Source organism: Faecalibacterium duncaniae (genome assembly GCF_010509575.1).
GTDB classification, from domain to species: domain Bacteria; phylum Bacillota; class Clostridia; order Oscillospirales; family Ruminococcaceae; genus Faecalibacterium; species Faecalibacterium duncaniae.
Window position 1 is genome coordinate 2,646,474 of the sequence record NZ_CP048437.1, and the last position, 11,954, is coordinate 2,658,427.

Genomic DNA, 11,954 nt, shown 5'->3' on the forward strand with positions numbered 1-11,954 from the left:
GTAATTACTCCTTATCAGACTTCTTGGCGTTGGAAGATTCAGGGACCAGCCAGTGCATGGTGGTGTGGCGGATGACCCAGTCCAGCAGCATCAGGGCGGCGGGCAGAACGACCAGAATGACAGCCATACTGATCAGTGCGCCGCGGGAGATGAGTCGGCAGATGCTCTGCAGCAGCTCCATCTTACTGATGGCGGCCACGCCGACGGTTGCGGCAAAGAAGGTCAGGCCGCTGGTCAGGATGGACTGGCTGCAGTGCTCCAGCGACTGCTGGGCAGCTTCCCGCGGGGTGCGGCCATAGCTGCGCTCCTCGTGATAACGGGTGGTCATCAGGATGGAGTAGTCCACTGTCGCGCCCAGCTGGATGGTGCCGATGACGATGCTGGCGATGAAGGGCAGCTGGGTACCGGTGAAGTACGGGATGCCCATATTGATGGAGATGGCGGCCTCGATGCTGGCAACCAGCAGCACAGGGATGGACAGGCTCCGGAAGGAGATCAGGATAATGGCAGCGACTGCCATGATCGACCAGACGTTGACGTTCTTGAAATCCACGTCCGCAACCTCGATCAGGTCCTTGGTCATGGCACCCTCGCCGGTGATGACACCGTTGGCGTCAACCGCCTTGATAAGGTCGTTCATCTCGGTCAGCTGGTTGTTGATGGCATCGGTACCGGTCTTATAGGAGCTGTTGGCCAGAATGAGCTTGTAGCCGCCGGACTGCAGGATCTCGGTCACGCTGTCGGGCAGCAGCTCGGTCTGGAAGCCCGGACCGGTGATGGAATCCAAGCTCACCACCTGGGTGATGCCGTCCACACCCTTGAGCTCATCGCAGAGGTCAGACACCTGTGTTGCGGTCAGGTCCTCATCCACCAGAATAAAGTGGGAGGTGGTCATGCCAAAGTCCTCGCCCAGCTTGTTGGTGCCAACGATGCCGGTCAGGTCCTGGGGCAGCGAGTCGAACAGGGTGTAGTAGACCTCGGTCTTTTGCTGGGCCACCACAAAGGGCACCAGCAGCACAAGAAAGACGACCACGATGGGCATTGCATGCTTGGAAACAAAGTAGCTGAGCTTGGTCAGCTTGGGCACGATGGTGCGGTGCTTGTACTTTTCGACCTGCTGATCAAAGGTCAGGATCAAAGCAGGCAGGATGACGATGGTGCAGATGACACCCAGCGCCACACCCTTTGCCATAACAACACCGATATCGCGGCCCAGCGTCAGGCGCATGGCGCACAGTGCCAGGAAGCCCGCAATGGTGGTCAGGGAGGAAGCGGTGATGGAGGTCATGGTCTTGCAGATGGCGGTTACCATAGCTTCCTCGTTGGAGGAGCGGAGTTCCTTTTCCTCCTGATAACGGTGGAGCAGGAAGATGGAGAAGTCCATCGTCACGCCCAACTGCAGCACCGTGGAAAGCGCCTGGGTGATGTAGCTGATCTGACCCAGGAAGATGTTGGTGCCAAAGTTGTATGCAATGGGGAACAGCAGGCCCAGCATGAACAGTACGGGCGTGATGGTGCTCTCCAGCGAGAGGAACAGCACCAGCATACTGGCACCCACAGCGCACAGGATGTACAGCGGCATCTCTTCATTGATCAGTGCCTTGGTATCCTGCAAGATGACGCTCATGCCGCCAAAGTAGCAGTCGTGCCGCAGCACCTGTTTGATCTGCTGGACGGCGTTCATCGTCTCGTCGCTGGCGCTGGGCGCATCAAACCGGACGATGAGCATGGTGGAATCGTTTTTGCCGAACATGAACTGCTGGACATCCGCGGGCAGCATCTCGGTGGGGATGCTGGGGTCGATGACATCGCTGAGCCAGAAGGTCTGTGTGACACCGGGCACCGCATCAATGTCCTTCTTCATGGCGATCAGTTCATTGGTAGGCAGGCCTTCCACCGTGATCATACCGGTGGAGGCCAGATGGAAGTCGTCCTCAAGCGCTACCTCGCCGATCATGGAGTCGAGCTCCTGCGGCAGATAGGTCAGGACATCATAGTTGATGCGGGTAGCAACCGCGCCGATTGCGGAAGGGATCAACAGCAGGACCGCTACTGTTAAGATCAGCTTGCGCAGACGCACGATGCTCTGTGCGATCTTTTTCATGGGAACCCTCCATACGAAAGTTGATTGGATCTGTTCTAAAATGACCCGTGGTCATTTCTGAGCAAGCACTATTATAACCAATCGACGCAAGGTGTCAAGACAAAAAATGACCAAAAGTCAGTTTTCTTATCACAAAGCAAAAATTGTATAGCTTGTCCGGGGGCTTTTGCTCTTGCGCTCTTCCCTTCTCCCTGCTAAAATATTGTTTACACGACAAAACAACGTCAGAAAAGAGGATGCAGCAAGCTATGAGCACCGTGGAAGGAAAGAAACAGGAAAAGCGCCGCGCGCTTCTGGATGCAGCTTACGAGCTGTTTCTGGAGCGGGGCACCTCCAAGACCAGCGTGGAGGATATCACCTCCCGCGCCAAGGTGGGCAAGGGCACATTCTACCTCTATTTTGCCGATAAGGGTTCGGTCACGCAGGCCCTGCTGGCCCGGGTGAGCTACCAGCTGCTGGACAACGCCTGTGCCGCTGCCGAACAGCACGCCGCCGAGCTTACCAGCTTCCCCGACCAGATGATCTTTGTCATTGACCATATCATCGAAGCCCTGCGCGCGGACACCCTGATGCTCCGCTTCCTGGAGCGCAGCTTTGTCTGGCCCGGGCTGGATCAGATCGAAGCCAGCGGCGAGGCCGAACCGCTGATGCGCAAGGTCCTCCAGATCGTGATGTGCAGCCCCGAGATGGCGGGCCGCACCGAGCGGGAGATCTACCAGCGCATCACCGCCCTGGGCAGCATGTGCATATCGGTGTGCTATACCTCCGTGTTGGAGGGCAAGCCCGACAACATCGACAACATGAAACCCATCCTCTACGACATCATCCGCCGGGCGCTCTGAGCGCACCTCTCCCCTGCCAGCCCCCGCAAAGGTGCCTTTGCGCCAATCCTCCGGGGTAAAAAACGGAAAAGGCAGACTTTTTTCAAAAAAGCCCTTGCAATTGCGCGAAAAATGTGGTATCATACTCAAGTCGATACGACATCTGGACGGTTAGCTCAGCTGGTAGAGCATCTGCTTGACGTGCAGGAGGTCACAGGTTCGAGTCCTGTACCGTCCACCATACAGTTTGTACCCGAACCCGATTCTTTACGAAAAAGGGTTCGGGTACTTTTTTGTTTCACAAGATGTTCTCTATGCCGAGAGTATGCAGAACGGTAAACAGGAACGAACAAAGGCAGGATATCATCATGGCGATGGTATCCTGCCTTTTATATACGATATGGTATTGGGGGCGACCGCTGCGCACAAAGCGCCTTAAGCCCCTGTGTTTGCTTCGGTCAGCACAAAGGTCAGCTCCGCTGTGGCAGCGCACTTGCCATCCACATAAGCAGACGCTTTCCCGATGCCCACAGGGCCGCGCTGTTCCACCAGCTCACAATGGAGCGTAAGAACATCCCCTGGGGTGACCTGTTTGCGGAAGCGGGCATTCTTGATGCCGCCGAAGAGGGCCAGTTTGCCTTTGTTTTCGGGAACGCTCAACGCCGCCACGGCTCCGGTCTGGGCCAGTGCTTCCAGGATCAGCACCCCCGGCATGACCGGTTGGCCCGGGAAGTGACCGCAGAAGAATTCTTCATTGCGGGATACGCACTTGCGGCCAATGGCCCACTGCCCCGGCTCATAGTCCAGGATACGGTCCACGAGGGCAAAGGGGTAGCGGTGGGGCAGAAGGGCTGCGATCTGCTCACTGTTCAGGGTGTTTGCGTTCTCCCGCACGGTGCGCGGTTCTGCCATGGCTCAGCCCTCCCATCTGCGCAGGGCGATGCAGGCGTTGTGCCCGCCAAAGCCCAGGCTGTTGCTCAGTGCGTAGGTCATGGCCTGTGCACGGCCTGCATTGGGCACATAGTCCAGATCGCATTCCGGATCAGGCTGCTCGTAGTGGATGGTGGGCGGGGCAAACTGGTCTCGCAGGGCCAGTGCCGTGAACACGGCCTCGATGCCGCCCGCACCGCCCAGCAGATGGCCGGTCATGCTCTTGGTGCTGACCACGGTCAGCTGCTTTGCGTGCTCACCGAACACGGCATGGATGGCAGCCGTCTCGCAGGCATCGTTCATGTGGGTGCCGGTGCCGTGGGCGTTGATGTGATCCACCTGCTCCGGGGCAATGCCTGCATCGGCCAGTGTCAGCTTCATGCAGTCGATGGCACCTGTGCCGCCGGGAGCCGGTGCAGTAAAGTGGTAAGCATCGCAGTTGGCACCATAGCCCACCACCTCGGCGTAGATATGCGCACCGCGTGCCCGGGCGTGCTCCAGCTCTTCCAGAACCAGCACACCGCTGCCCTCGCCCATCACGAAGCCGCCGCGGCGGGCATCAAAGGGCAGGCTGGCAGCATCCGGGTCGGTGGCGGTGGAAAGCGCCTTCATGCTGGTAAAACCGCCGATGCCCAGCGGGCTGATGCAGCTTTCGGCACCGCCGCAGACCATGGCAGTCTCGTAACCGTCCCGGATGCGGTGGAAGGCATCGCCCACGGCATTGGTGCCGCCGGCGCAGGCCGTGACCGGGCAGGTGCACATGCCCTTCAGGCCAAAGCGGATGGCCACCTGTGCCGCCGCCATGTTGGCAATGGACATAGGCACAAAGTAGGGGCTGACCTTCTCCATGCCTTTCTCTTCCCCGCGGGTGTGCTGCTCCTCGATGGTGGGCAGGCCGCCAATGCCGCTGGAAAGGACCACACCGATGTTTTTGGCCTCTGCTTCCGTGTTCAGGCCGCTGTCAGCAATGGCCTCGGCTGCAGCAGCCAGTGCCAGCAGGGTGAAGCGGGCCATCTTCCGGGCTTCCTTTTTGTCTACAACGGTCTCGGGGTCAAAGTTTTTCACTTCACCGGCCAGCTTGCACTTGAAATCGGTGGTATCAAACTGGGTGATGGGGCCAATGCCGCACCGGCCTGCCTTTGCGGCAGCCCAGCTGTCGGCAGCAGTGTTGCCCAGCGGGTTCACGGTGCCCAGACCGGTGATCACGACTCTGCGTTTTTCCATAGAGAATTTCTCCTTTTACATTGCCATGCCGCCGTCCACACAGAGCACCTGCCCGGTGAGATAGCTGCTTTGTTCTGCGGCAAAAAACGCCACCGCGTTTGCCACGTCCTCCGGCTGGCCTGCGCGGCCTGCCGGGATGTCCTTTGCCATTTCGGTGCGGACAGCCTCCGGCAGGGCGGCGGTCATATCAGTCTCAATAAAGCCGGGCGCAACAGCGTTTACTGTCACATTGCGGCTGGCCAGCTCCCGGGCCAGGCTTTTGGTCAGGCCGATGAGCCCAGCCTTGCTGGCAGCGTAATTCGTCTGGCCTGCATTGCCCCGCAGGGCAACGACGCTGCTCAGATTGATGATCCGGCCCCGGCGCTGACGCACCATCCGGCGGGCCGCTTCCTTGCAGCAGAGGAACGCACCCTTGAGGTTTGCGTCCAGCACAGCATCAAAGTCTGCTTCGGACATGCGCAGGATCAGGTTGTCCCGGGTGATGCCTGCATTGTTCACAAGGATATCCACCCGGCCAAAGGCGTTCACCGCTTCCTCAAAGAGCTTTTTGCAGCCCTCGGCGGTGGAAACATCGGCCTGCACGGCCACAGCCTGCGCGCCCTGGGCCCTGCAGAGAGACACGGTCTCAGCGGCGGCCGCTTCGCCGTGGCAGTAGTTGACCACCACATGGCAGCCCTGCCGGGCAAGCTGTACGCACACGGCCCGGCCGATTCCCCGGCTTCCGCCGGTCACAACGGCGGTACGGATGATGGTTTCTTCGTTCATTGTTCTTCCTTCCATGCGTTCAGAACGGTGTCCAGCTGCGCCGGGGTCTCCACCGACACACAAGTCACACCGGGCAGAGTCTTTTTCACAAAGCCGGAGAGCGCATTGCCGGGGCCGACCTCCAGAATGTGATCCACACCCAGCTCACCCAGACGGTGCAGGGTGTCCTCCATGTGGACACTGCTCTGCACCTGCCGGACCAGCAGGGCCGGGATGCTGTCGCTCTCGGCTTTTTCACGGCCCAGGCAGTTGAACAGCACCGGAACGCTCATTTCGCCAAAGGGTTCGGCGGCAAAGCGCTTTGCCAGGGCATCCCCGGCGGGAGCCATCAGACGGGTGTGGAACGGTCCGCTCACCTTGAGCGGGATGCACCGGCGGGCACCGGCCTGCTTTGCAAGCTCTGCAGCCTTGTCCACTGCGGCCTTTTCGCCGCCAATGACCAGCTGGCCCGGGCAATTGTAGTTGCAGATCTGCACACAGCCCAGCGCGGATGCCTGCTCACAGCATTCTGCAAGGGGGACCCGGTCGAGGTTCAGCACTGCGGTCATGCCGCAGTCGATGCCGCTGGCCGCGTCGGCCATGGCTTTGCCGCGGTAGGCTGCCAGCTCAATGGCCTGCTTGGCGGTGAATACACCGGCGGCTTCCAGCGCGGAATATTCGCCCAGAGAGAGACCGGCCACATAAGCAGGCTTGACCCCCTGCTCGGCCAGAACGGCGGATACGCCGCAGGCAAAGGCCACCATGCAGGGCTGGGTGTATTCGGTCTGATTCAGAACGCCGTCCGGGTCGTCGAAGCAGACGCGGTGCAGATCAAACGGAAGGTCTGCAGCGTCGAACGCGGCACGGAAAGCGGAAGATGCTTCGTAAAATTCTTTGCCCATGCCGGGGTGCTGGGCACCCTGACCGGCATATAAAACAGCAAGCTTCATCGGTTTTGCCTCCATTCGGTCACAAGTTCATCCATCAGCTCACGGACAGTGTACATCCGGTCCAGCCTGCCCACATTGGCCCCGCAGAAGAAAAGTCCTTCCTCCAGGTTGCCCTTGACCGCTTCGATCAGTGCATGGGTGATGCAGTAGGGCACCTTGGCGGGGTCGCAGGTCTTCAGGCAGCGGGCACAGTGCCGGGGCGGGAAGCGTCTGCCCTCCGCCATGGCCTGCACCAGCGGCGTGTTCAGCGCCCGGCCCGGCATCCCGACCGGGCTGTGGATGATGCGCACATCCTCAGAACCTGCATTCAGCAGAACGTCCTTGTACCCCTGGGATGCATCGCATTCGTAGGTGGTGATAAAGCGGGTGGCAAGCTGAACGCCTGCGGCACCCAGTCTGGTAAAGTGAGCCAGATCGGCCCCGGTGTACACGCCGCCCGCCACAAACACGGGGATGCTGTGGCCGAACTGCGCCTCATAGGGCTTTACCTCGGCCAGCACCTCCGGCAGGATCTCATCCAGCGTCTGGCAGCTTCCGGAGAACAGGTCCTGCTCCGCAAAGCCGAGATGACCGCCTGCCTTGCAGCCCTCAATGACCACAAAATCAGCGGTGCGGCCGAACTCCTTGGCCCAGCGGCGCAGGATGAGCTTTGCCGCCCGTCCGCTGGAAACGATGGGCGCGATGGCGACCTCCATCGTGTTCACAAGGCCGGGCAGCTCCAGCGGCAGACCCGCGCCGGACACCACAGCGTCCACGCCCGCTTCCACCGCGGTGCGGATGGCGGCGGCGTAGTCCTGCGTGGCCACCATTGCATTGATGGCCACCATACCGGCACCGTTTGCGATCTGCTTTGCTTTCCGGATCTCAGCGGTCAGGGCGCGGTGGTTGGCGCTGGCCGGGTCACGGGCAAAGTCCGGCTCCCGGTAGCCTGCATCGGCGGTGGAGATGCACCCCATGCCGCCGCAGGCCGCCACGGCACCGGCCAGCCCGCCCAGAGAAACGCCCACGCCCATGCCGCCCTGCAGGATGGGCACAGACAGGACTTTCTTTCCGAGCGTCAGCATTCCTCGCTCAGCGCGTGGATACGCTGCCTCCCGCCGTTCCACAGGTCATCCAGAATGTCCGCCACAGGGCGCACCTCGTGGAGCATTCCGGCCACCTGACCGGCCATCAGACTGCCGGTGGAGGTGTTGCCTTCAAACACGGCCCGGCGCAGACTGCCCAGGGTGTACTTTTCCAGCTCCATCTTATCGGCACCGGCCTTTTCCTGCCGGACATATTCACGGCTCATCCGGTTTTTCAGCACCCGGACCGGGGAACCGCCGATGCGTCCGGTCACGATGGTATCGCTGTCCTTGGCATTGAGCAGGGCAGCCTTGTAGTTTTCGTGGATGGGGCACTCCTCGCTCACCAGCAGGCAGGTGCCCACCTGCACGCCGCAGGCACCCAGCGCAAGGGCGGCTGCCAGCTGACGGCCGTCGGCAATGCCGCCCGCCGCAATGACGGGCAGATCCACTGCGTCCACCACCTGCGGCACCAGTGCCATGGTGGCCATCTCGCCCACATGGCCGCCGCTCTCGGTCCCTTCGGCGATCACGGCATCGATGCCCAGCTTCTCCAGATGCTTTGCCAGCACAGCGGCAGCCACCACGGGGATCACCTTGATGCCCGCCGCTTTCCACATGGGAACATATTTGCCCGGGTTGCCTGCGCCGGTGGTGACCACCTGCACGCCTTCCTCCACAACGATCTGGGCAAACTCGTCTGCCTGCGGGTGCATCAGCATGATGTTCACGCCAAAGGGCTTGTCTGTGAGCTGCTTGCACCGGCGGATATTTTCGCGCAGGGTGTCGGCATTCATGCCGCCCGCACCGATGATGCCCAGTGCACCTGCATTGGAGCAGGCTGCGGCAAACTCGCCGGTGGCAATGTTTGCCATGCCGCCCTGGATGATGGGGTATTTTGTGCCTAAAATTTCATTTAAAAGTTTCATAGTTTTATCCTATCGGTAAGCGTCCTCGCCCTCTCAGTCTCGCTCTGCTCGACAGCTCTCCCAAGGGGAGAGCCCTTGGCAGTACGGTAAACTTTTCGGTTTTGCCAAAGGCTCCCACTTTGGGGGAGCTGTCACCGAAGGTGACTGAGAGGGCGAGCCCGTTTGCCGAACATGATTTTCACTCTTTGTATTGCAGGATCGCGCCGCCCCAGGTCAGGCCGCCGCCAAAGCCGATGCAGGCCAGCGGTCTGCCCGGGGTCAACTGCCCGCTCTCGGCCAGCTCGTTGAGGGCGACCGGAATGCTGGCGGCGCTGGTGTTGCCGTGGCGATCCATGTTCTTATAAAATTTTGCCGGGTCGGCCTGCAGAGCCTTGATGCAGTGGTCGATGATGCGGCTGTTGGCCTGATGGCAGACCACCCACGACAGATCGTCGAGGGTCAGCCGGGTCTCGTCCAGCACCGTGTGCAGGCACTTGGGCAGGGCATCCACGGCAAAGCGGAACACCGCCTTGCCGTCCATGGTGATGGGGGCAGAGCCTTCCCGGCTCGGCCCGCCCGCATGGAGGACATCGCTGCCGCGTGCCCCCAGCGTCAACGCAAAGGGGGTATCTGCCAGCCGGAAAATAGCGGCTCCGGCCCCGTCGCCGAACAACACACAGGTGGAGCGGTCGGTGGGGTCCATCAGGCGGGAAAGTGCTTCGCACCCGATGACAAGGGCATACTGCCCGCCCAGAGTCGTCAGCATCCCCCGCGCCACGGCCATGCCATAGAGAAAACCGGAACAGGCCGCGTTGATGTCCAGCGCGGGCCGATTTTCGGGCAGGCCCAGTGCCGCCTGTACCTGACAGGCCACGCTGGGGGTGGCATCCGGGGCAGAAAGGGTCGCGCAGACACAGCAGGCAATGTCCGCCGGGGCAAGGCCGCTGCGGTCAAGGGCCTGCCGCGCGGCCGCAATGGCCAGCGTGGCGGCAGATTCGTCCTCGGTGCACCAGTGCCGGGTGCGGATGCCGGTGCGGCTGGTGATCCATGCGTCACTGGTGTCCACCATGCGGCTCAGCGCGTCATTGGTGATCGTCCGTCCGGGAAGTGCCCCGCCGGTGGCGATCAGCTGTAAACCATTCATGCGTTCCTCGTTTCTCCGATCTGGCGGTACTTTTTATAGCGCTGATCGGCCAGCTGCCGGTCGCTCATGCGGCACAGTTCTTTCAGGTGGGCGCGCAGAGCGGCATCCATGCGCTCAAACAGGGCCGCGTGGCAGCGCTGGGCACCGCCCACCGGCTCCGGGATCACTTCTTCCACGATGCCGCCGCGGTACAGATCCTGCGCCGTCAGCTTCATCATCTCACAGGCCTCGCCGCTGCGGGAGGAGTCCTTCCACAGGATGCTGGCAAAGCCCTCGGGGCTCAGCACGGAGTAGACCGCGTTTTCCAGCATGAGGATGTGGTTGGCCACACCCAGTGCCAGCGCGCCGCCGGAGGAGCCCTCGCCGGTGACCACGGCGATGACCGGTACCGTCAGGCCGCTCATCTCCATCAGATTCCGGGCAATGGCCTCGCCCTGCCCCCGCTCCTCGGCATCCTTGCCGGGGTAAGCGCCCGGCGTGTCGATAAAGGTGATGATGGGGCGGCCGAATTTTTCAGCCTGCTTCATCAGGCGCAGAGCCTTGCGGTAACCCTCCGGCCCCGGCATTCCAAAGTTGCAGGCCAGATTTTCCTCCAGCGTGGAGCCCTTGCGGTGGCCGATGACCGTCACCGGCATCCCGTGGAAACGGGCCACGCCGCCCAGAATGGCCGCGTCCTCCTTGCACTGCCGGTCGCCGCGCTGCTCGAAGAAATCCGTGAACAGGGCAGAGATCGTCTCGTCGATGTGCGGACGCTCCGGGTGACGGGCCAGAAAGACCCGATCCTCGGCAGTCAGCGGGCCGCAGGAGCGCAGAATCTCGTCCTCTTCCACCGCCAGCTCTGCCAGTTCGGACGCATGGGCGGTGATGGCCTCCATGTCACTGCCGCTGCCCTTCAGCGCGGCGATCTGTGCGTCCAGCGGGGCCAGCTGCTCCAAAATATCTTTTATCATTCGTGTTTCCCTCCGGCATGAAGCTGCAGGACCTGGATCAGCGTATCCCGCAGCTGACTGCGGGGCACCACCTGATCTACAAAGCCGTGTTCCATCTGGAATTCGCTGCGCTGGAACCCGGCGGGCAGTTTTTCACCGATGGTCTGCTCAATGACACGGGGGCCGGCAAAGCCGATGAGTGCCCCCGGTTCGGCCAGCATGATATCGCCCAGGCTTGCAAAGCTGGCGGTCACGCCGCCGGTGGTGGGGTGGGTCAGCACGCTGACGTACAGCCCGCCCTTTGCCGAAAAGCGCTGGATGGCGGCGCTGGTCTTGGCCATCTGCATCAGGCTGAAAATGCCCTCCTGCATCCGCGCGCCGCCGCTGGCCGAAAAGATGACCAGAGGCAGGCGCTTGGCGGTGGCGTACTCCACGGCGCGGGTGATCTTCTCGCCCACAGCCGTGCTCATGCTGCCCATAAAGAACCGGCTGTCCAACACGGCTGCCACACAGGCCACGCCGCCAATGCGGCCGACGGCGGTGACAGCAGCCTCGTGCAGGCCGGTCTTGTTCTGGGCGGCGGCAAGCTTTTCCCCGTATCCGGGGAAGTTCAGCACATCCTGCGGATCAAGGTCAGCGTCCAGTTCCCGGAAGCTGCCGTGATCCAGCACCAGACTGAGCCGGTAATACCCGCCAATGGGCATGTGATAGCCGCAGTTGGGGCAGACATACAGGCTTCTGGCCCACAGGGTGCGGGCAGCGCGGCGGCCGCACTGCTTGCACTCCACAAACTGCGGCTCGTGCCAGACAGCTCCGGCATCCCGCTTGGCCTTCAGCTGGAAAGTGCGCTCCCGCATCCGGTTGGGGAGCAGATCTCGGATATCATTCATCGCATGTTTCCTCAGATATGTGCGGTGATGTAGTTGTAGATGTCACCCACGGTCTTGAGCTTTGCCAGCTCCTCGTCCGGGATGGACACACCGCAGGCATCCTCCAGCGCCATGTTCAGCTCCACGGCATCCAGGCTGTCGGCCTCCAGATCCTCGGTCAGGCTGGCCTCCATGGTCACCTTGTCCTCCTCGCAGTTCAGGGTGTCAACAACGATCTTCTTCATTTCTTCAAACGTCATGGTAATA

The 11,954-nt window shown here is 61.5% G+C and carries 12 protein-coding genes and 1 tRNA gene; 2 read left to right on the forward strand and 11 right to left on the reverse strand.

Annotated features, from left to right (window positions below; genetic code table 11):
- Nucleotides 1-4: 4 nt before the first annotated feature.
- Nucleotides 5-2,104, reverse strand: coding sequence for an efflux RND transporter permease subunit (locus GXM22_RS12670; protein WP_005935321.1), 2,100 nt, complete (start codon nt 2,102-2,104; stop codon nt 5-7).
- A gap of 248 nt (nt 2,105-2,352) precedes the next feature.
- On the opposite strand from GXM22_RS12670, the gene GXM22_RS12675 reads away from it, so the two are divergent.
- A complete protein-coding gene (locus tag GXM22_RS12675; protein WP_035394844.1) occupies nt 2,353-2,946 on the forward strand; it encodes a TetR/AcrR family transcriptional regulator in 594 nt (197 codons plus the stop codon).
- 144 nt (nt 2,947-3,090) lie between these two features.
- Nucleotides 3,091-3,166, forward strand: a tRNA-Val gene (locus GXM22_RS12680).
- A 194-nt stretch (nt 3,167-3,360) separates the two neighbouring features.
- Here the strand turns inward: GXM22_RS12680 and fabZ are convergent.
- From fabZ to acpP, 10 genes are all read right to left on the reverse strand, one after another.
- The gene (fabZ, locus tag GXM22_RS12685; RefSeq protein WP_005935313.1) at nt 3,361-3,837 is read right to left on the reverse strand and encodes a 3-hydroxyacyl-ACP dehydratase FabZ; all 477 of its coding nucleotides are present in this window, start codon (nt 3,835-3,837) and stop codon (nt 3,361-3,363) included.
- A gap of 3 nt (nt 3,838-3,840) precedes the next feature.
- The gene (fabF, locus tag GXM22_RS15135; RefSeq protein WP_005935311.1) at nt 3,841-5,079 is read right to left on the reverse strand and encodes a beta-ketoacyl-ACP synthase II; all 1,239 of its coding nucleotides are present in this window, start codon (nt 5,077-5,079) and stop codon (nt 3,841-3,843) included.
- Between the two features lie 15 nt (nt 5,080-5,094).
- The gene (gene fabG, locus GXM22_RS15140) at nt 5,095-5,844 is read right to left on the reverse strand and encodes a 3-oxoacyl-[acyl-carrier-protein] reductase (RefSeq protein WP_005935309.1); all 750 of its coding nucleotides are present in this window, start codon (nt 5,842-5,844) and stop codon (nt 5,095-5,097) included.
- Nucleotides 5,841-6,773, reverse strand: coding sequence for an ACP S-malonyltransferase (locus GXM22_RS12695; protein ID WP_035394840.1), 933 nt, complete (start codon nt 6,771-6,773; stop codon nt 5,841-5,843). The genes fabG and GXM22_RS12695 overlap by 4 nt, the downstream gene beginning before the upstream one ends.
- Entirely contained in the window at nt 6,770-7,837 is a 1,068-nt protein-coding gene (locus GXM22_RS12700) for an NAD(P)H-dependent flavin oxidoreductase (protein ID WP_005935305.1), read from the reverse strand. The genes GXM22_RS12695 and GXM22_RS12700 overlap by 4 nt, the downstream gene beginning before the upstream one ends.
- Entirely contained in the window at nt 7,831-8,766 is a 936-nt protein-coding gene (locus GXM22_RS12705) for a DUF561 domain-containing protein (protein WP_005935303.1), read from the reverse strand. The genes GXM22_RS12700 and GXM22_RS12705 overlap by 7 nt, the downstream gene beginning before the upstream one ends.
- 178 nt (nt 8,767-8,944) lie before the next feature.
- Complete coding sequence (locus GXM22_RS12710; protein ID WP_005935301.1) at nt 8,945-9,889, reverse strand: beta-ketoacyl-ACP synthase 3; 945 nt, start codon at nt 9,887-9,889, stop codon at nt 8,945-8,947.
- Complete coding sequence (locus GXM22_RS12715) at nt 9,886-10,839, reverse strand: acetyl-CoA carboxylase carboxyltransferase subunit alpha (protein ID WP_005935299.1); 954 nt, start codon at nt 10,837-10,839, stop codon at nt 9,886-9,888. The genes GXM22_RS12710 and GXM22_RS12715 overlap by 4 nt, the downstream gene beginning before the upstream one ends.
- Nucleotides 10,836-11,708 carry an acetyl-CoA carboxylase, carboxyltransferase subunit beta gene (gene accD / locus GXM22_RS12720; protein ID WP_005935297.1) on the reverse strand — a complete coding sequence of 291 codons (873 nt, stop codon included), beginning with the start codon at nt 11,706-11,708 and terminating at the stop codon, nt 10,836-10,838. Before accD ends, GXM22_RS12715 begins: the two co-directional genes overlap by 4 nt.
- A gap of 11 nt (nt 11,709-11,719) precedes the next feature.
- Nucleotides 11,720-11,947 carry an acyl carrier protein gene (acpP, locus tag GXM22_RS12725; protein ID WP_005935295.1) on the reverse strand — a complete coding sequence of 76 codons (228 nt, stop codon included), beginning with the start codon at nt 11,945-11,947 and terminating at the stop codon, nt 11,720-11,722.
- Between the last annotated feature and the right edge of the window lie 7 nt (nt 11,948-11,954).

What these genes read in the sequence shown, in the direction of transcription:
- fabG (WP_005935309.1), bottom strand. Translation starts at nt 5,844, where the DNA reads ATGAACGAAGAAACCATCATCCGTACCGCCGTTGTGACCGGCGGAAGC.
- GXM22_RS12695 (WP_035394840.1), bottom strand. Translation starts at nt 6,773, where the DNA reads ATGAAGCTTGCTGTTTTATATGCCGGTCAGGGTGCCCAGCACCCCGGC.
- GXM22_RS12670 (WP_005935321.1), bottom strand. Translation starts at nt 2,104, where the DNA reads ATGAAAAAGATCGCACAGAGCATCGTGCGTCTGCGCAAGCTGATCTTA.
- fabF (WP_005935311.1), bottom strand. Translation starts at nt 5,079, where the DNA reads ATGGAAAAACGCAGAGTCGTGATCACCGGTCTGGGCACCGTGAACCCG.
- GXM22_RS12705 (WP_005935303.1), bottom strand. Translation starts at nt 8,766, where the DNA reads ATGAAACTTTTAAATGAAATTTTAGGCACAAAATACCCCATCATCCAG.
- GXM22_RS12700 (WP_005935305.1), bottom strand. Translation starts at nt 7,837, where the DNA reads ATGCTGACGCTCGGAAAGAAAGTCCTGTCTGTGCCCATCCTGCAGGGC.
- fabZ (WP_005935313.1), bottom strand. Translation starts at nt 3,837, where the DNA reads ATGGCAGAACCGCGCACCGTGCGGGAGAACGCAAACACCCTGAACAGT.
- GXM22_RS12675 (WP_035394844.1), top strand. Translation starts at nt 2,353, where the DNA reads ATGAGCACCGTGGAAGGAAAGAAACAGGAAAAGCGCCGCGCGCTTCTG.
- GXM22_RS12710 (WP_005935301.1), bottom strand. Translation starts at nt 9,889, where the DNA reads ATGAATGGTTTACAGCTGATCGCCACCGGCGGGGCACTTCCCGGACGG.
- GXM22_RS12715 (WP_005935299.1), bottom strand. Translation starts at nt 10,839, where the DNA reads ATGATAAAAGATATTTTGGAGCAGCTGGCCCCGCTGGACGCACAGATC.
- accD (WP_005935297.1), bottom strand. Translation starts at nt 11,708, where the DNA reads ATGAATGATATCCGAGATCTGCTCCCCAACCGGATGCGGGAGCGCACT.
- acpP (WP_005935295.1), bottom strand. Translation starts at nt 11,947, where the DNA reads ATGACGTTTGAAGAAATGAAGAAGATCGTTGTTGACACCCTGAACTGC.